Origin of the sequence: Enterobacter cloacae complex sp. P24RS (genome assembly GCF_014982165.1) — a bacterium.
In the GTDB taxonomy this organism is placed as follows: Bacteria; Pseudomonadota; Gammaproteobacteria; order Enterobacterales; family Enterobacteriaceae; genus Enterobacter; species Enterobacter quasihormaechei.
The window spans coordinates 24,730-43,809 of the sequence record NZ_JADCKU010000019.1 but is presented as its reverse complement, the minus strand read 5'-3'; the positions used below and the strand labels follow the sequence as shown (position 1 = coordinate 43,809).

Annotated in this window: 17 protein-coding genes; 14 read left to right on the top strand and 3 right to left on the bottom strand. The window is 58.3% G+C overall.

Going from position 1 to position 19,080, the window contains the following annotated elements; genetic code table 11:
• Positions 1-4 precede the first annotated feature (4 nt).
• The 14 genes from gspD (at position 5) to INF58_RS17985 (ending at position 15,385) form a co-directional block, all read left to right on the top strand.
• Positions 5-1,924 carry a type II secretion system secretin GspD gene (gspD, locus tag INF58_RS18050; RefSeq protein ID WP_193528239.1) on the top strand — a complete coding sequence of 640 codons (1,920 nt, stop codon included), beginning with the start codon at positions 5-7 and terminating at the stop codon, positions 1,922-1,924.
• A 15-nt stretch (positions 1,925-1,939) separates the two neighbouring features.
• Positions 1,940-3,418 (top strand): type II secretion system ATPase GspE, encoded by a 1,479-nt coding sequence (gene gspE, locus INF58_RS18045; RefSeq protein WP_063449212.1) that lies wholly within the window; start codon positions 1,940-1,942, stop codon positions 3,416-3,418.
• Positions 3,418-4,626: a type II secretion system inner membrane protein GspF gene (gene gspF / locus INF58_RS18040; RefSeq protein ID WP_107535025.1), complete on the top strand. Its 1,209-nt coding sequence runs from the start codon at positions 3,418-3,420 to the stop codon at positions 4,624-4,626. The genes gspE and gspF overlap by 1 nt, the downstream gene beginning before the upstream one ends.
• 3 nt (positions 4,627-4,629) lie before the next feature.
• Complete coding sequence (gspG, locus tag INF58_RS18035) at positions 4,630-5,079, top strand: type II secretion system major pseudopilin GspG (RefSeq protein WP_193528238.1); 450 nt, start codon at positions 4,630-4,632, stop codon at positions 5,077-5,079.
• A complete protein-coding gene (gene gspH / locus INF58_RS18030; RefSeq protein ID WP_193032568.1) occupies positions 5,079-5,564 on the top strand; it encodes a type II secretion system minor pseudopilin GspH in 486 nt (161 codons plus the stop codon). The genes gspG and gspH overlap by 1 nt, the downstream gene beginning before the upstream one ends.
• Entirely contained in the window at positions 5,557-5,937 is a 381-nt protein-coding gene (gene gspI, locus INF58_RS18025; protein ID WP_063866244.1) for a type II secretion system minor pseudopilin GspI, read from the top strand. The genes gspH and gspI overlap by 8 nt, the downstream gene beginning before the upstream one ends.
• A complete protein-coding gene (gene gspJ / locus INF58_RS18020) occupies positions 5,934-6,581 on the top strand; it encodes a type II secretion system minor pseudopilin GspJ (protein WP_193528237.1) in 648 nt (215 codons plus the stop codon). The genes gspI and gspJ overlap by 4 nt, the downstream gene beginning before the upstream one ends.
• Positions 6,578-7,588 (top strand): type II secretion system minor pseudopilin GspK, encoded by a 1,011-nt coding sequence (gene gspK / locus INF58_RS18015; RefSeq protein WP_193528236.1) that lies wholly within the window; start codon positions 6,578-6,580, stop codon positions 7,586-7,588. Before gspJ ends, gspK begins: the two co-directional genes overlap by 4 nt.
• A gap of 15 nt (positions 7,589-7,603) precedes the next feature.
• Positions 7,604-8,737, top strand: a complete 1,134-nt coding sequence (gene gspL, locus INF58_RS18010) for a type II secretion system protein GspL (RefSeq protein WP_193528235.1) — start codon at positions 7,604-7,606, stop codon at positions 8,735-8,737.
• Positions 8,734-9,219, top strand: coding sequence for a type II secretion system protein GspM (gene gspM, locus INF58_RS18005; protein ID WP_063866249.1), 486 nt, complete (start codon positions 8,734-8,736; stop codon positions 9,217-9,219). Before gspL ends, gspM begins: the two co-directional genes overlap by 4 nt.
• Positions 9,216-10,013, top strand: coding sequence for an A24 family peptidase (locus tag INF58_RS18000; protein WP_193528234.1), 798 nt, complete (start codon positions 9,216-9,218; stop codon positions 10,011-10,013). The genes gspM and INF58_RS18000 overlap by 4 nt, the downstream gene beginning before the upstream one ends.
• Before the next feature lie 255 nt (positions 10,014-10,268).
• Positions 10,269-12,995, top strand: coding sequence for a glycosyl hydrolase family 18 protein (locus tag INF58_RS17995; protein ID WP_193528233.1), 2,727 nt, complete (start codon positions 10,269-10,271; stop codon positions 12,993-12,995).
• A 108-nt stretch (positions 12,996-13,103) separates the two neighbouring features.
• On the top strand, positions 13,104-13,544 hold the full coding sequence (gene iagB / locus INF58_RS17990; protein WP_063449202.1) for a type III secretion system invasion protein IagB: 441 nt from the start codon (positions 13,104-13,106) through the stop codon (positions 13,542-13,544).
• Positions 13,545-13,678: 134 nt separating this feature from the next.
• Positions 13,679-15,385 (top strand): chitinase, encoded by a 1,707-nt coding sequence (locus tag INF58_RS17985; RefSeq protein WP_193528232.1) that lies wholly within the window; start codon positions 13,679-13,681, stop codon positions 15,383-15,385.
• A 137-nt stretch (positions 15,386-15,522) separates the two neighbouring features.
• Here the strand turns inward: INF58_RS17985 and INF58_RS17980 are convergent, their stop codons facing one another.
• The 3 genes from INF58_RS17980 to ltaE all read right to left on the bottom strand — a co-directional run bounded on the left by INF58_RS17980 (position 15,523) and on the right by ltaE (position 19,074).
• On the bottom strand, positions 15,523-16,536 hold the full coding sequence (locus INF58_RS17980) for an NAD(P)-dependent oxidoreductase (RefSeq protein WP_063866510.1): 1,014 nt from the start codon (positions 16,534-16,536) through the stop codon (positions 15,523-15,525).
• A gap of 92 nt (positions 16,537-16,628) precedes the next feature.
• Positions 16,629-18,065 (bottom strand): SDR family oxidoreductase, encoded by a 1,437-nt coding sequence (locus INF58_RS17975; RefSeq protein WP_193528231.1) that lies wholly within the window; start codon positions 18,063-18,065, stop codon positions 16,629-16,631.
• 10 nt (positions 18,066-18,075) lie between these two features.
• A complete protein-coding gene (gene ltaE, locus INF58_RS17970; RefSeq protein WP_193528230.1) occupies positions 18,076-19,074 on the bottom strand; it encodes a low-specificity L-threonine aldolase in 999 nt (332 codons plus the stop codon).
• Positions 19,075-19,080: the final 6 nt, after the last annotated feature.

The following is a 19,080-nucleotide window of genomic DNA, read 5'->3' as shown; positions in this document are numbered from 1 at the left end:
AGACATGAAGAAATTTCCATGGGCGTGCGTGGCGCTGACCGCATTGTCGTTATATTCCAGTTCGCTGCTTGCAGCTAACTTTAGCGCGAGTTTTAAAAATACCGATATTCGCGAGTTTATCGATACGGTAGGCCGCAATCTCAACAAAACCATTCTGGTCGATCCGTCCGTCCAGGGCACCGTCTCGGTCAGAACCTACAACGTGCTGACGGAAGATGAATATTACCAGTTCTTCCTGAGCGTGCTGGATCTGTACGGCCTGTCGGTGATCCCGATGGACAACGGCATGGTCAAAGTGGTGCGCTCCAGCGTGGCGCGTACCGCCGGTGCGCCGCTGGCGGACAGCAAAAACCCGGGCAAGGGTGACGAGATCATCACCCGCGTGGTGCGGATGGAAAACGTGCCGGTGCGCGAGCTGGCCCCGCTGCTGCGCCAGCTGAACGATGCCACCGGCATCGGTAACGTGGTGCATTTTGAGCCGTCCAACGTGATGTTGTTAACCGGTAAGGCCTCGGTGGTGAACCGCCTGGTGGATCTGGTGCAGCGCGTTGACAGAGAGGGCGTTCAGCGCCGTGAAATCGTGCCGCTGCGCTTTGCCTCTGCCAAAGATCTCTCCGACATGTTGAACAACCTCAACAATGAAGAGCAGAAGGGGCAGAACGCGCCGCAGCTCGCCATCAAAGTGGTGGCGGATGACGAAACCAACAGCCTGGTGATCAGCGGTTCGGAAGATGCACGCACGCGCACCCGCTCCCTGATTCACCAGCTCGATCGCGAGCAGAACAACGAGGGGAATACCCGCGTCTTCTACCTCAAGTACGCCAGCGCCACCAAAGTGGTTCCGGTGCTGACCGGTATTGGCGAGCAGCTGAAAGACAAGCCGGGTACGGCCAAAGCGAAAACCGCGAGCGCCGCGACGGATCTGAATATTACCGCCGACGAGTCAACCAACTCGCTGGTGATCACCGCCCAGCCTAACGTGATGAACTCCCTGGAGAAGGTGATCGACAAGCTCGATATTCGCCGTCCGCAGGTGCTGGTAGAAGCGATCATTGCGGAAGTGCAAGACGGTAACGGCATGGATCTCGGCGTGCAGTGGACCGGCAAGCACGGCGGCGTGCAGTTCGGCGCCACCGGCTTACCGATTAGCCAGATCAAGAACGGCACCATGAAGGGGGCGAGCTTCACCGGCCTGGCGACCGGCTTCTTTAACGGCGACTTCGGCGCCCTGGTGACCGCGCTCTCCACCGACGGCAAAAACGACATCCTCTCCACGCCGAGCGTGGTCACGCTGGATAACAAAGAAGCGTCGTTTAACGTGGGTCAGGACGTGCCGGTGCTTTCCGGCTCGCAGACCACCAGCGGCGACAACGTCTTCAACTCCGTTGAGCGCAAGACCGTGGGTACCAAGCTGAAAATTGTGCCGCAGATTAACGACGGCGACATGATCCACCTGAAGATTGAGCAGGAAGTCTCCAGCGTTGACAACAGCGCGACGGAAGACGCCAGCCTCGGCCCGACCTTCAACACCCGCACCATCAATAACGAGGTGATGGTCCACAGCGGCCAGACGGTGGTGCTCGGCGGCCTGATGGAAAACGTCACCAAGCAGTCGGTCTCTAAGGTGCCGCTGCTCGGCGATATCCCGCTGGTGGGCCAGCTGTTCCGCTACACCTCGCAGGATACGTCCAAGCGCAACCTGATGGTGTTTATTCATACCACCGTCCTGCGTGACGACGACAACTACAGCGCGGCATCGAAGGAGAAATATGATCAGATCCGGGTGCGCCAGATGCAGCGGCTGGAAGAGAAAAAGCTCGGCATCATTGCGCCGAGCGACAATGCCGTCCTGCCCGCGTTCCCTGTCGACGCCAGCGCCGCGCCGGTGAAAACCAGCGCCACGCGCAATCCGTTTAAAGAATAGTGCGGAGGGGGCAACGTGGACGAACTGAGTAAAGCGCTGTGCAGCAGCAGCTACGCAAAGGATAACGGCGTTCTGTTTTATAACAACGAGGTCTTTATCCGTGAGGACACCCCGGCGTATGCACTGCTGGAGGTGCGCCGTGTACTGGGACGTGCGTTCGTTCCGGTCACCCTGACGCCGGAAGCCTTCGATGAGCTGCTGGCTAAAATCTGGCAGCAGAGCAGCGGCGTTTCGCAGCAGCTGGTGGACGATATGGACGCGGATATCGACCTGATGGCGCTAACCGAGGAGATCCCGGATAACGAAGATCTGCTCGATAACGACGAAAACTCGCCGGTGATCCGCCTGATCAACGCCATTCTCAGCGAGGCGGTGAAGGACGGCGCGTCGGATATTCATATCGAAACCTTCGAGCGCACGCTGAGCATTCGCTTCCGCGTCGACGGCGTGCTGCGCCCGGTGCTACAGCCGGCGCGTAAGCTCGCCCCGCTGCTGGTGTCGCGCATCAAGGTGATGTCGAAACTGGACATCGCCGAGAAGCGCCTGCCGCAGGATGGCCGTATCTCCCTGCGCATCGGGCGCAAGGCGATCGACGTGCGCGTGTCGACCATTCCGTCCCAGTACGGCGAGCGCGTGGTCATGCGTCTGCTCGATAAAAGCAACCTCAAGCCCGACATCAACAAGCTCGGGCTGATTGATGAAGAGCTGGAGAAGCTGAAGGGGCTTATCGATCGCCCGCACGGGATCATCCTCGTTACCGGACCGACGGGCTCCGGTAAAAGTACCACCCTGTACGCCATTCTCTCGGCGCTGAACGGCCATGAACGCAACATTCTGACCGTGGAAGACCCGATTGAATACGAGCTGGAAGGGGTGGGGCAGACGCAGGTTAACCCGCGTGTCGATATGACCTTTGCCCGCGGGCTGCGCGCGATTTTGCGTCAGGATCCGGACGTGGTGATGATCGGGGAAATTCGCGACGGAGAGACCGCGCAGATTGCAGTGCAGGCCTCGCTCACCGGTCACCTGGTGATGTCGACGCTGCACACCAACAGCGCAGCCGGGGCGATAACCCGCCTGCGGGATATGGGGCTGGAGTCGTTTTTGATTGGTTCATCGCTGCTCGGCGTCATTGCCCAGCGTCTGGTGCGTCGGCTGTGCACGCACTGCCGGACCACCAGTCCGCTGGACGCCAATGAAAAAGCGCTGTTCAGCTTTATGGACGCGCCGCCAAAAGCGATCTACCGCGCGGTGGGGTGTGAACACTGCCGCCAGAGCGGCTATCAGGGCCGCGCCGGTATTCATGAATTTCTGGTGGTGGACAGCACCATGCGCCGCGCCATTCATGAAGATAAGGACGAAATGTCCATCGAAACGCAGCTGTTTAAGCAGGCCTACAGCCTGCGCGAAAACGGGCTGCTGAAGGTGATTAGCGGCGTGACGTCTCTGGAAGAGGTCATGCGCGTTACCGCCGAGCGTGGGGGGGATGCGTAATGGCCTTCTACGCCTGGACGGCGACGGATGCTGCCGGAAAAACCCAGCGCGGGACGCTACAGGCCGAGGGGCAAAAGCAGGTTCGCCAGACGTTGCGCGAACAAAAGCTGATGCCCGTAAGCATCACCGAAACCCGCGAGGCGGCGGCAGCCGGAAAAGCAAAAACCGGGGCGAAGCTCTCCACGCCGGTGCTGTCGATGTTTACCCGCCAGCTCTCGACGCTGGTGAACGCCGCGCTGCCGCTGGAGAGCGCGCTGAAGGCCATCTCTAAGCAGACGGAAGACAAAAAGCTGGCGGCGATGGTGGTGGAAATTCGCGAGAAAGTGGTGGAAGGGCATACGCTGTTCGACGCCTTCAGCCAGTTTCCGCGCACCTTCGACAAGCTCTACTGCACGCTGGTGATGGCCGGTGAAAAGACCGGTCACCTGGGCGACGTGCTGGAGAAACTGGCGGAGTACAACGAGCAGCGCCAGAAGATGAAAAGTAAGCTGACGCAGGCGATGGTCTACCCGATTACCCTCACCGTGGTCGCCATCGCGGTCATCAGCATTCTGCTGGTGGCGGTGGTGCCGCAGGTGATTGAGCAGTTTACCCACATGAAGCAGCAGCTGCCGATCACCACCCGCACGCTGATTGCGGTCAGTGATTTCCTGCAAGCCTGGGGCATCTGTATTGCCGGCAGCCTGGCGGGGGCGTTCGTCGGTTTTAAAACCTGGGTGCGAAACGTGAAAAACCGTTTTCGCTGGCACAGTTGGCTGGTGAACGGCTCGCCGATTAAAAAGCTGGTGTGCGCCATCAACAGCGCCCGCTATATCCGTACCCTGAGCATTTTGCAGGCCAGCAGCGTGCCGCTGCTGGAGGGCATGTATATCGCGATGGACGGGATTGAAAACCTCTATGCCCGGCAGGTGCTGGAGCAGGCCGCCGACACCGTGCGCCAGGGGGCGTCGCTGTATGCGGCGCTGGAACAGGCTAAATTATTCCCGCCAACCATGCTGTATATGATTGCCTCCGGCGAAGAGAGCGGGGAATTGGGTAATTTAATGGATCGCGCGGCGGAAAATCAGGAATCGGCTTTACAACATCGAATTACATTAACGCTGTCGGTTTTTGAACCGGCGCTGGTGGTATCCATGGCGACGATTGTTTTATTCATCGTGCTGTCAATATTACAACCGCTTCTGCAACTTAATAATATGGTAGGTTAAATCATGGCTTTAAAACGTAAAAACCTGGCTCGCCAGGCGGGCTTCACCTTGCTCGAATTAATGGTGGTGATTGTTATTCTCGGCGTTCTGGCAAGTATGGTGGTGCCAAACTTAATGGGAAATAAAGAAAAAGCGGACGAGCAAAAGGCCACCAGCGATATTGTCGCGCTCGAAGGCTCGCTGGATATGTACAAGCTGGATAACCACCGCTATCCGACCACAGAGCAGGGCTTGCAGGCGCTGGTGACCAAGCCTGAAATCGCGCCCATCCCGAACGGCTACCGCGCGGACGGCTATATCCGTCGCCTGCCGCAGGATCCGTGGGGCGGTGATTATATTCTGGTTAGCCCGGGTGAACACGGCGCGGTGGACGTCTTCTCCGCCGGTCCGGACGGTGAAGCGAATACCCCTGACGATATTACTAACTGGTCTCTGGATAAGAAAGAGAAATAATGAAAAATCAACGCGGCTTTACGTTGCTGGAAATTATTCTGGCGCTGGTGATATTTGCCAGTTGCGCCATGATGGTGGTGTCAACCATACCTTCACGCAGCGGTGCGGATATATTTGGCCAGCAATTAAAAGCCCTCGTTGATTATGGTTCAGACCGCGCGGTCATGGACGGAAATATTGTCGGGCTGGTGATGACCACGGATAAATATCAGCTGGTGACGATCGACGATAAAAATGGCGAACGTCACTGGGTGCCATTATCCGCCGGACGTATTACCACCAAAGGTCATTTCCCGGAAGAGATGCACGTCTCGCTCTCGCCGCAGCGCCTGGCCGCAACGGTGACGTCCGAGCCGCAGGTGATCTTTTTACCGGACGGTGAAATCAGCCGCTTTACGCTGACGCTGCAAAGTTTCGACAAACAGCACCATTTCCGCGTGGTGTCGCAGGGTGCGGCACCGGTATCGGTAGAAAACGATGACTAAGGGCAACAAAAAGCAAAAGGGGATGACGCTGCTGGAGGTAATGGTTGCCTTGGTGATTTTCTCCACTGCCGCGCTGGCGCTGATGAACTCGGTCTCCCTGAACGTGCGGTTTACCCATGGTCTGGCCGACACCTTGCAGGCCAGTTGGGTAGCGGAAAACCAGCTGGCGGAAGCACAGCTTACCAAAACCGACTTCCCGGATGCCGAGCAGCAAGGGACGGAGATGATGGGCGGGCGCAGCTGGAACTGGCGCAAGCAGCGGGTGAAAACCGCCGACAACGTCTGGGCGAACGCCATTCGCGTCTATGCGGAAGGTGACGAGAGCCAGCCGGTCATCTCCCTGCACGTCATTCCGCCGGGAGAGAGCAAGTGAAAAAAACGCGACGCCAGCGCGGGTTTACCCTGCTGGAGATCATGATTGCGCTGACCATCTTCGCGGTGATCAGCACCCTGGCCTGGCAAATTCTGGACGGCGCGATGCGTACCAGTTCGGCGACGGATGCCAGCGCCGCGAGCCTCAACCAGCTTCAGCGCGCCTGGAGTCTGATGGAGCGTGATTTTTTCCAGCTTCAGGCGCGGGCTCCGCGCAATGAGCCGGAGCTGTTTCGTCAGGAGGGCGATGCCCTTGAGCTGACCACCCTGAACGGCGTAAGCGGAACGGTCCAGCTGGAGCGCGTGCGCTGGCGGCTGGAGGAGGGGCGTCTGTATCGCGACGTCTGGCCGGTGATTGACGGTCCGGCAGACGTGAAGCCCGACGACGTGCCGATTGTCAGCGGGGTGAAAGCGTTACGGTGGCAGTTTTATCGTCAGGGCTGGCTGAAGTCCTGGCCCGACGCCGCCCATCTGCCGGACGGCGTGGAGGCGACGCTGACGATGGATAACGGGGAGACCTGGCGCTGGGTGTTTACTACGCCGGGCGATATGCCGGAAGTGACCGCTGCCGCGGCGCCTGAGAAGGCCGCCGACGCGCCGGCGGCGACCCCGGATGCCGCCCCTTTGCCGGAGGCAAAACCATGAGCCGGATCCGTCAACAAAAGGGCGTTGCCCTGCTGGTGGTGCTGATTTTACTGGTGATGATGTCTGCCCTGGCCGCCAAAATCAGCCAGCAGTTCTGCCGAAATTTGCAGAAAACCCATTATCAGGTAAGCCAGCAGCAGCTGCGCTGGGCGATGCAGGCCCAGGAAAAAGTGGTGAAGGACCGGTTGCAGACTGACGCCAGCGGCGAAAGCAAGCCGCTGTCGCTGGACGGCGACTGGCATCAGCCGCTGGAGACCCGGGGTGAAGACTACACGGTCGTAAGCCAGGTGGAAGACGCCCAGGACTGCCTTAACGTCAATAACCTGTTGACCGCCGACGTCGCACCCCAGGGGCAAAGCGCGCCCGCCGTGGTGGAAAAACCGCGTAAAGAGCAGAGTGTCGAACAGCTGCTGACGGAGAGCGGCCTCAGCCAGAGCACGGCGGAGGAGGTCTATTTCCAACTGGTGGATTATCTCGATGGTGGCAGCACAACGGCGAAAGAGGGCGCCGAAAGCGATGCGTGGGCCGGCGTCGTGCCCGCGCGGCAACCGGCAAACCAGATGATGCGCAGCATCGCGGAAATCAAGCTGCTGCCGGCGTTTCCTGCTTCGGCCTACCCGAAGGTGAGCAAGCTGCTGTGCGCGCTGCCGGACGCCGCCAGCAAGGTTGACGTGAACACCCTGCAACCGGAACAGGCCGCCGTGCTGGCGGCCATGTTCCCCGGAAAACTCACGCAGGATGACGCCGTTCGCCTGCTGGATTCGCGGCCTGAATCGGGCTGGGAAAATATGGAGGCGTTCAGCAAAGCGCTGGAGCAGACCTTCCCGCAGGTCAAAGACGATCTCCCCCAGGTGGCCGATCGCTTTTCTGTAAACAGCCGGTACTTCCGCGTGAACTACAGCGGCAATACCGACGAATTAACGCTTCGCGTGGTCAGCCAGCTTCAGATTAATAACGAAGCCGGCGAGATCGTGACGTGGCAGCGCCGTTACCGAATGATTGAATAAGAAAAGTAGAACGTTATGAAACAGGTACTTTTTGTTCGTCCCGACAGCCGCGAGGGCGGGAAAATAATGTGGTGTGAGTCCGGCAGCGAGCACGTTGAGGTGCTCGACAGCCTGGAGGCGCTGGCCGATCACCCGCTGGCGGCACGCGTCTGTCTCCTTCTGCCCGCCGGCGACATGATTTTCCGCCACTTCACGCTGCCGAAAAAGGTGGCTTCTCAGGCGATGGCCTTCTCGTGGATGGCGGAAGAGACGCTGATTGGCGACGTGGACACCCTCCACTGGACGGTGCTTCACAAAAAGGGGGCCGAGGTCGACGCCGTGGCCATTGACGCCGACCGCCTGCGCGCGGCGCTGGCCCGCTGTCAGGAGGCCGGACTCCGCGTGATTCAGGCTCTGCCTGATGCCTGGCTGCTGCCCGTGGCGGCAGGCGGCAGCACGCTGGTCGCGCAGAATAATGGCTACTGGCTGCGCTTATCGCCCCACGTGGCGGCAGAAATGGAGGCCAGCCTGCTGCCGCTGCTGATGCAGAAAGCCGGGGAAGGCGAGGTGTGGTGCTACGGCGACGCGCCTGCAAACGTCACCGTTGACGTGCAGCATGCCTGGCAGCATCCGCTGGTGCTGATCCAGCCGCAGTGGCAAGCCTGTCGCGTGAATCTGCTTCACGGTGAGTTCAGCCTTAAGGCCGGTAACGGGCACGTCGCGAAACGTATAAAAGCCGCAGCGGTGGCGGCGGGCCTGCTGTCCGTTGGCCTGCTGCTGGGGCCGCGCATTGCGATGGCCTGGATGCTGGTGCAGCAGGAAAACCAGATACAAGAGGAGATCCTCCAGGTGTACCAGCACCATTTCCCCAGCATGCGTCACCAGACCAACATCAAATATCACTTTGGTCAGAACGTCAAAAAACAGAGCAAGGGGATCTTCCTTCAGCTGGACGAGCTGGCCGCCGCCCGGCAGTCAGTCCCTGCGATGGAAATCGATCTGCTGGAATACGATGCGCAGCAAAACTCGCTAACGCTGAGCGTCAGCGCGCAAAACCAGCCCGCGTTGCAGGCGTTTGTTAATCAGACCCGTGAGAATTTCGATTTCACCTTACAGCCTGTTTCAACCACCGAACCGTATACCGCCATGATCGCAGGGAAACATAAATGAAAGAGCGAATCGCGCAGCTGAAATCACGCTATCAGAATTACAGCGCCCGGGAGAAAGTTATTTTAAAACTCTGCATCGTCGCCCTGCTTGGGGCTGCGGTGTATTACGCAGGAGTGATCCCTTTGGATAATATGATTCAAAATAGTAAATCGACGCTTAAAAGACAAAAAGAGACGCTTAACTGGATGCGCAGTGAAATTAATAAAAATCATCTTCAGGTCCAGTTAGTCAAAACGGATAATCCACGTACGGTGGTTGAGAAAAGCGCCCATGAAATTAACCTTTCACTGACGGACGTGCGCCAGGAGGGACAAACGTTATCGTTCGTGGTGAGTCGGGTAAATGTGTATGAATTAAAAAACTGGCTGCGCGAAATTAATCAGACCTCCGGCGTCAGGTTGCAAAAAATAAACCTCACGCCGGTTGATCACCTCAGCGATGTGAAAGCGCAGGTGCAGCTCACCTGGGCAAAAAACGCATGAATACCGTCTCGCTGATCCGGGAGGCCTGTCCGGTTAGTTTCGCGATGATGAGTGCGATCCTGGGCGGGATTATGGGCAGTTTTCTGGGCGTTGTGGCCGAGCGCCTGCCGGGGATGATGATGGACGAGGAGGGGAGCGGCAATCTGCTCTTTCCTGCCTCGCACTGCCCGGTGTGCCAGCACACGCTGGCTGCATGGGAAAATATCCCCCTGGTCAGCTGGCTGTTGTTACGGGGGCGCTGCCACCAGTGCGGCACGGCCATCCCGCTGCGGTTATTTTTGGTCGAATTGTTCTCCGCGCTGTTTTTTGGCGTCACGGCCTGGTGCATGCCGGACGTTCAGACGCTGTTTTCGCTGTGGTTACTGGCGCTCTTTTTACTGCCTCTGGCGATGATCGACTGGCAGCACCAGCTTCTCCCGGACTGCCTGACCCAGCCGCTGCTGTGGGCCGGTCTCCTGCTCCATACTTTTGACCATAAATTGCCATTGCACGACGCGCTGTTCGGCGCGGTAGCGGGCTATCTGTCGCTCTGGCTGCTCTACTGGGCCTTTCGTTTGATCACGGGGCGGGAAGGCCTGGGCTACGGCGATTTTAAACTGCTGGCGGCGCTGGGCGCCTGGTGTGGCTGGCAGGCGCTGCCCACCATTGAGCTGGCGGCAGCGTTAAGCGGTATTGTCGGTTATTTCGTCATGAATAATGTAAATAAAAATAACCTCACTATTTCTTTCGGACCGTATCTCGCCTTTGCTGGAATAACTGTGTTTATCAGCCAGCAACTGGTTTCCACATTTTAAATATAGCGGTCAAGTTATTTTATAAATTTTTTTGACGGTGGAAGAGAAGGACGTCTCTTTACGCCCGGTGTATCGTAAGGGATATAAGCTAGACGGAATTCAGGCTTGTATCTTTTTATGGAGGAATACAACGCAGTAAAAAGCTTTTTTTCACGGCATTCAGGTTGGTTAAATACGCATTATGCGAAGCGCATCCATGATCTCACGGAAGACATGGATTATTAACGTTACGAATAAATTTATCAGGAAATAAAAATGAAATTTATGAAGCCTAAATATCTGGCGCTTTTTGTTGCAGCCGCAACGAGCTCGGTATTTGCAGCGGCACCGGGTACACCGTCAATTACATCAGGCAACGATAAGTTTGCGCTGGTAGAGGTGGATCAGGCGGCACAGGACTACAACAACCTCATCAAAGTGCACAAAGATGGCGTTGACGTGAAGGTTGAGTGGAACGTGTGGAGCGGCGACGCCCCTACGTCGGCAAAAGTGCTGCTGGACGGCCAGACCGTCTGGACCGGAGCGGGCAGCACCGCTGGCTCTGCGACGTTCAAAGTGAAAAAAGGCGGACGCTATCAGGAGCAGGTCGAGCTGTGTAATGACAGCGGCTGCACCAAAAGCGCCAGCAAGCTGATCATCGTGGCGGACACCGACGGTAGCCACCTGCTGCCGCTCAACACCCCGCTGCTGGAGAACAACAAAGCGTTCGCGCAGCACACCGATAAAGTGGTTGGTGCTTACTTCCCCGAGTGGGGCGTGTACGACCGTAACTTCTCTGCGGACAAAATTCCGGCGGCGAACATCAACCACCTGCTGTACGGCTTCATTCCAATCTGCGGCGGCGACGGCATTAACGACAGCGCCAAATCTTCCGGCGCGCTGGAATCTCTGAAGCGCGCCTGCCAGGGCCGCCAGGACTACACCGTGGCGATCCACGATCCGTGGGCGGCTTTGCAGAAACCTCAGCAGGGCGTGACCGGCTGGGATGAACCGTACAAAGGCAACTACGGTCAGCTGATGGCGATGAAAAAAGCCCATCCGGACCTGAAAATTCTGCCATCCGTCGGCGGCTGGACCCTGTCCGACCCGTTCTATCAGATGGATAACAAAGTGCTGCGCGACCGCTTCGTTGCGTCCGTGAAAGACTTCCTGACCACCTGGAAAGTGTTCGACGGCGTAGATATCGACTGGGAGTTCCCGGGCGGCGGCGGTGAAAACGCCAAGCTGGGTAACCCACAGACCGATAAAGCGACCTACACCGCGCTGATGCACGACCTGCGCCAGATGCTGAACGAACTGTCTGCGGAAACTGGCCGCACCTATGAGCTGACCACCGCTATCGGTGCAGGTAAAGATAAGATCGAAGACGTGGACTACAACACCGCGCAGCAGTACATCGACCACATCTTCCTGATGAGCTACGACTTCTACGGTGCGTGGAGCAATACCGACCTCGGCCACCAGACCGCGCTGTATGGTGCGTCCTGGAAACCAGACACCAACTACACCACCGATAACGCGGTGAAAGCGATGCTCGAGCAGGGCGTACAGCCAGGCAAGATCGTGGTTGGCGCAGGCATGTACGGACGCGGCTGGACCGGCGTTCACGGCTACACCGGCGACAATCCGTTCACCGGTACCGCCACCGGCCCGGTCAAGGGCACGTGGGAAAACGGCATCGTTGACTACCGTCAGATTGTGAACCAGATGCTGGGCAAACCGGGCTGGGAATATAAATATGACGAAGCGGCAGAAGCACCGTACGTGTTCAACAGGTCTACCGGCGAGCTGGTGACCTACGATAACGCCCGTTCCGTGAACGCGAAGGGCAAATACGTACTGAACAAAAACCTGGGCGGCCTGTTCGCGTGGTCTATCGAATCCGATAACGGCGACATCCTGAACGCCATGAACGAAAGCCTGCTGGGCGGCAGCTCTACGCCTGTTGAGCCGGTTGTAACCAACCATGCGCCTGTCGCGTCTGCTACCGACATGACGGTAACGGGCCCGGCGACGGTCACGCTCGACGGTTCAGCCTCCAGCGACCAGGACGGCGATGCGCTGACCTACAAATGGACGCAAGTTTCCGGCGCTACCGTGACCCTGGCGAACAGCACCAAAGCGAAAGCCAGCTTCAGCGTACCGGCTGTGACCAGCGATCAGAACCTGGTGTTCCGCCTGACCGTAACCGACGCGAAAGGCCTGAGCAACGCGATCGACGTGCAGGTCGTGAACAAAGCGCCGAAAGCGAACCAGGCGCCAGTGATCAATGCTATGGACGCCGTTACCGTTGAGTCCGGTGAAGCGATTTCCCTGCATGCACAGGCGACCGATCCAGACGGCGACGCGCTGACCTACAGCTGGAGCGTACCGGCAGACATGAACGCCACGGGGACGAATACCGCCAACGTTCGCATTACTGCGCCAGAGGTCAACAACACCTCTTCCTACACCCTGAGCGTTGTGGTCACCGACGGCAAAACCAGCGTGCAGTCTAACGTGCAGGTAACGGTGAACCCGAAAGCGGCGCCGGCCCCGGCGCCTGTGGACGAAGACACCACCCCGGCCGACGAAGGTAACGTGCCGTCTGATGAAGGGAATACCCCGTCTGACGAAGGCACTACCCCGGCGGATCAGGGTACGGCAACCGGCAGCTGTGATGCGCCAGTTGATCCGGCAGCCAGCCAGCATGCGGTTTGGGCATCCAGCAAAGTCTACAACGGTGGCGACATCGTGAGCTTCGACAACCTGGTGTGGAAAGCGAAGTACTGGACTCAGGGCAACCAGCCTGGTTTCGGCGCAGAAGCGTGGGAGCTGGTCAGCCAGGTGAAATTCAACTGGCGTTCCGATGTGGTCTATAACGGCGGCGAAACCACCACGTACGAGGGCAATGTTTATCGTGCGAAATGGTGGACCCGCGGTGATAACCCTGCGAACAGCGATGTATGGGTGAAAGAAGGCGCAGCACCAGACTGCAAATAATCTGACCCGATAAACGCTCACCGCGCCCGTCACGGTGCGGTGAGCGATTTAAATTCATTTTACAGGATGTAGGTAAGGAGAAATAACCGATACTGTCAGCAGGTAAAAATGAAAAAGCTCATTTTGTTATTGTTAATAATAAGCCAAAGCGCACTGGCGAACTGTTGGGATAAAGCGGCGCATTATTATCATGTCGATCCTTATTTATTGTATGCCATCGCCAATGTGGAATCTGGAATGAATCCGTATGCGGTTGGACAAAACCGCGACGGCACGCGTGATGTTGGACTGATGCAAATTAACAGCACGCATTTTACCGCGCTGGAAAGCCGGGGCATCGATGAGTATCGCTTAATGACGGAGCCGTGTACGTCCATCATGGTGGGCGCCTCGATTCTCTCCGGCATGATTAAAGTGTATGGCTATAACTGGGAAGCCGTAGGTGCCTATAACGCCGGGTTAAAGAAAGAGAATTATCCGCAGCGCATGAAATATGCTCATAAGGTCTGGGCGAAATACCAGCAGCTGAAATTAGCGGCCCGGTATTAACGTTTTTTATTTTTGAAGAATTCCTGAAGGTGTTCTTCGAAAAGTGAAAACAGCTGAATGTGGTTTATGTATTAACGGAATAATACCTAAGCCGGGTTTTTAACGTTTAATCTGAAATAAACAGGAATACTGAAATGAACAAAAGGACGTTACTGAGTGTACTCATTGCGGGAGCCTGCGTGGCGCCATTAATGGCCCAGGCTGCAAATCTGAAGGAAACCAGCAGTGAGCCGTACACCATGAAAGCCAGCGATCTGGCGAAGAAAGAAAAAGAATTAACCGATTTCCCGCTCATGACGTCGGTTAAGGAGACCATCAGGACGCTGGATAACGCGCAGGTCGAAATGATTGAGCCAGGCCGAGCGGCGAACCCGGAAAACGTTAAGCGCGTCGAAGGGATTGTGAAAGCCAGCGACTGGGAATATCTCTTCCCGCTGCGCGCTCAGGCCTATACCTACAGCAACTTCCTGAAGGCCGTGGGTAAATTCCCGGCGCTGTGTAAGACCTACGACGACGGTCGTGACAGCGATGCCATCTGCCGCAAAGAGCTGGCCACCATGTTTGCCCACTTTGCCCAGGAAACCGGCGGCCACGAAAGCTGGCGTCCGGAAGCCGAATGGCGTCAGGCGCTGGTGCACGTGCGTGAGATGGGCTGGAGCGAAGGGCAGAAGGGCGGCTATAACGGCGAGTGTAACTCCGAAGCGATGTACGGCGACGTGCGCACCCTGCTCGACAAGCCTGAGCTGGTGGCGGACACCTGGCTGAACCTGGCGAGCGCGATCTTCTTCTTCGCCTACCCGCAGCCGCCAAAACCAAGCATGTTGCAGGTTATCGACGGAACGTGGCAGCCGAACGATCACGATAAAGCCAACGGCCTGGTGCCGGGCTTCGGCGTCACCACCCAGATCATTAACGGCGGCGTTGAGTGCGGCGGTCCAACCGAGATTGCCCAGTCCCAGAACCGTATTAAGTACTACAAAGAGTTCGCCAACTACCTGAAAGTACAGGTTCCGGCAAACGAAGTGCTGGGCTGCGCCAACATGAAGCAGTTCGACGAGTACGGTGCGGGCGCCCTGAAGATTTACTGGGAACAGGACTGGGGATGGAGCCCGGATACGCCAAATGGTTCGACCTACGCGTGCCAGCTGGTGGGCTACCAGACGCCGTTCAGCGCGTTTAAAGACGGTGACTACACCAAGTGCGTGCAGAAGAACTACAAGGTGAATATCGTGAACGATGACGGCTCTGCCGACACGCCGGTGACCCCGGCGCCAACGCCAGCTCCGACGCCAGCCGAGGATGAAACGCCGGCCCCTGCGCCAGCGCCTGTTCCGGATGAAACGCCGGCTGAGCCTGTCGTGGTGAACCACGCGCCGGTTGCGCAGATTGCGGGCCCAATCGGTGCCGTTGAAGCGGGCGCGCAGGTTTCGCTGAGCGCGGAAGGCTCTACCGACGCAGACGGCAACACGCTGACCTATACCTGGCGTGCTCAGGACGGTCAGACCGTGGCTGGCGAAGACAAAGCGGTAGTGACCTTCACTGCACCGGAGTCTGCAACGGCGCAGCAGTATGAAGTGAGCCTGACCGTCAGCGATGGCGAGCTGAGCAGCACCACGACTTACCTGCTGAACGTGAAGGCGAAAGCGTCTACGCCATCCGAAGACACGTCGTACCCGGCGTGGAGCGCGAACAGCAAGTACAACGCAGGTGATATCGTGAACAACCACGGTAAGCTGTTCCAGTGCAAACCGTTCCCGTACAGCGGCTGGTGTAACAGTGCCCCGTCGTACTATGAACCGGGTGCAGGCCTGGCATGGGCTGATGCCTGGACGGCGCTGTAAAAGCAAACGGCAACCCTCGGGTTGCCGTTTTTGTGTTTGCTCTTTCCCCTCACCCTAACCCTCTCCCCAAAGGGGCGAGGGGACAGTACGGTGCAGTTGTAGGCCCGGTAAGGCGAAGCCGCCACCGGGCAAAAAGGCTAGCGATGAAGCTTCCCGTGATCTCGTAACCACGCCGCCGTACGCACAATCCCTTCATCCAGCGATACAATCGGCTTGTACCCCAGCTCATTCTCCGCGCGTGAGATGTCCAGCGTAAAATCAAAGTTGAGCTTCGACACGCCGTAATGGGTCAGCGCAGGCTCCTTCGCCGATTTACTGCCAAAGCGCTCCATGCTGCGGGCGATCATGTCCAGCATCGGGTAAGGCACGGAACGAATGCGGCAGTCGATTTTCAGCTCGTCAATCAGCCTTTGCACAATGCTGCGCAGGGTGCAGGGTTCGCCGTTGGTGATGTTATACGCGCGGCCCGACACCAGCGTATCGCAGTCCGGCTGGCTCGCCAGCCACATGGCGTGAACGGCGTTCTCGTAATAGGTCATGTCCACCAGCGCATCGCCGCCGCGCGGTAACAGCACGCTGCCGTAGTGGTGCATCATCTGGGCCAGCCGCGGGATGAATACTTTGTCGTGCGGCCCGAACAGGCTCTGCGGACGCAGCACGGTAAAACGGGTATGCGGGTTTGACTGGGCCAGCAGGTCGATCACCTCTTCGCCAGCCGCTTTACTGCGGGCAAACTCACAGGCGAAGCGCGCCGGGCGGAAATCTTCCTGAATATCGCGGTGGTGGTGGTAGTCAAAATAGAGCGACGGGGAGGAGATATGAATAAAGTTACGCACGCCCCAGGCGACGGCCCATTCGCCCAGACGGCGCGTGGCGCGCACGTTCGCGAGATCGAAGGCTTCCTGGGTCCCCCATGGGGAGGTAAAACTGGAGCAGTGCCACAGCGTATCGATACCGGCGAGCATCACCTTAGCCTGAGAGGAGACCAGCTCCGTCAGGTCGGCATGGACAAATTCAGCGCCCATTTTTTGCAGGAGCTTGCCCATCGCCTCGTTGCGACCGGTGGCCCTGACGCTGATGCCTTTGTTGCGCAGAAATTCGACCGCATTTCGGCCTAAGCCGCTGGTCGCCCCGGTAACCAGTACCTTCATAACAATCCACTGTGTTGAAAAGAATTTCGTGCGCATTCTTTCGTGAATTACGATGTGTTGCAATGGGAAAGGTGAAAGAAAAAGGGTTTTATTTACTTATCTTCCCGCTTTTCTTCTGCCAGTTGCGCAATCCGTTTCGCCATTCCACGGAAGATAAACAGGTGTGCCGGGATCATCAGCAGCCAGTAGAACAGGCCCGGCATCCCGTGCGGGTGCCACCACGCCCGAACGTCCAGTTCACGGTGGTCGCCGTGGTCCTTAAGGGTAAAGCAGAGCCGCCCCAGCCCCGGCGCCTTCATGCCAAACAGCAGCGCCAGCTGTTTTTCTGGCTCAACGATGATCACCTTCCAGCTGTCGACCGTATCGCCCACGTTCAGATACGGGGCGGCAGGGCGGCCTTTTGCCAGCCGGTGACCCACCAGCAGATCCAGCGCGCCGCGCGTTTGCCAGAGGATATTGCCGAAGAAATAGCGCTCTTTGCCGCCGATCTGGTTCACAACGTCCCACAGCGCGCTAAGGCTGGCCGAGGTTTTTACCGTACAGCCTGCCTGTTTCGGGTAATAGCCGTACTCGGGTCGCCAGCGGGCAAAGGCCTGCGCGTCGTAGCCCCAGTCGCTGGAGTTCACCAGCTTCTCTTCTTCTTTCAGCGTATTGCGCACCGCGTCGTCAAAGCGGATCAGTTCCTGCGGGATCAAGGCCCGCAGCGCGCGATCGTCCGCCAGCAGATCGTGCTTCAGTCCCTGGATCAGCGCCTTCGCGGTTGTCGGAGGAACAGAGGTAATGACGTTTAAAAACCACACCGAGATCCAGCGGGTCGGGAAGGGGATGGGCACCAGCCAGCGTTTGCGACCGCTCACCCGCATAAAATGTTCGAACTGCTCCTGATAGCTCAGCACCTCCGGGCCTGCCGCCTCCAGCACGCGGTGTTGCTCCGCCGGGTGATCCAGCAATGCCACCAGATAGTGGAGCAAATTCTCCAGCGCAATGGGCGTGGTGCGCGAGCGCACCCAGCGCGGCGGGGTCAGCACCGGCAGGTTATAGACCATATCGCGCATCACCTCGAAGGCGGCGGAACCCGCGCCGACGATGATCCCGGCCCGCAGCTCGGTAACGGGAATATTGGCACCGCGCAGCGTGTCCGCCGTCAGCTGGCGGGCGCGCAGGTGATCGGATTGCTCGTTCTCAGGGGCCTGGAGCGAGCTTAAAAAAATCACCTGCTTCACCGGCGTTTGCAGCAGCGCGTCGCGGACGTTCATCGCCACCTGACGCTCGTGGGCGATAAAATCCCCGCCTTCGCCCATGCTGTGCACCAGGTAGTAAAGCGTGTCCACCCCTTCCAGCAGCGCGGGAAGCGCCTTCGGCCAGCTAAGGTCAAGAGGGTGACAGGTTACGCCAGGCAAATGGCGATTTTGCAGGCGCTCAGTGTTGCGTGCCGCTGCCAGCACCTGATGCCCCTGCTGGCTTAACGCAGTGGTCAGATGCTGACCGATATACCCGCTGGCACCGAGAACCAGAATACGTTGCGGCACGGTATGCTCCTTAACGCTGTAAAAACGCCTGCCAGTGTTTCACCACGTCTGTTAACTGTTCGCGGTTAACGTCCAGATGCATCACCAGACGCACAACCGGGGAGGCGTTGATCAGCACGCCGCGCGCTTTCATAAATTCGCCCAGCGCAGCGTGTTCATCGCCGACGCGGACAAACAGCATGTTGGTGTCGTGACGCATTACGTCAGCGCCGATCTCCCGCAGCTGTGCCGCCATCCACGCAGCATTGTCGTGATCGTCCTTGAGGCGCGCCACGTTATTTTTCAGCGCGTACAGTCCGGCAGCCGCCAGGATCCCCGCCTGACGCATCCCGCCGCCGGTCATTTTGCGCCAGCGGTTGGCGCGCTTGATGTAGTCTGCGCTGCCGACCAGCAGCGAACCCACCGGCGTACCCAGCCCTTTTGAGAGGCAAATGGTGAAGGAGTCGCAATATTGGGTGATGTCCTTCAGCTCGCAGCCATACTCCACCACGGCGTTAAAGATGCGCGCGCCGTCCACGTGCAGGTCGAGGTTGCGCTCGCGAGTGAATTCCCACGCTGCTTTCAGGTATTCGCGCGGCAGGACCTTGCCGTTGTGGGTATTTTCCAGACTGAGCAGCTTAGTGCGGGCGAAGTGAATATCGTCGGCTTTGATTTTCGCCGCGACCTTATCCAGCGGCAGCGAGCCGTCCGGCGCGGCATCGATCGGCTGCGGCTGGATGCTGCCGAGCACCGCCGCGCCGCCGGCTTCGTACAGGTAGTTATGCGCGCCCTGGCCGACAATATACTCTTCTCCGCGCTCGCAGTGGCTGAGCAGCGCCACCAGGTTAGCCTGGGTGCCGGTGGGCAGGAACAGGGCGGCCTCTTTGCCGCCAAGTTCGGCGGCATAGCGTTGCAGTTCGTTGACCGTCGGGTCATCGCCGTAGACGTCGTCCCCGACCGGGGCGGCCATCATCTCTTCGAGCATGGCGCGACCCGGGCGGGTAACGGTATCACTACGTAAATCAATCATTTCACA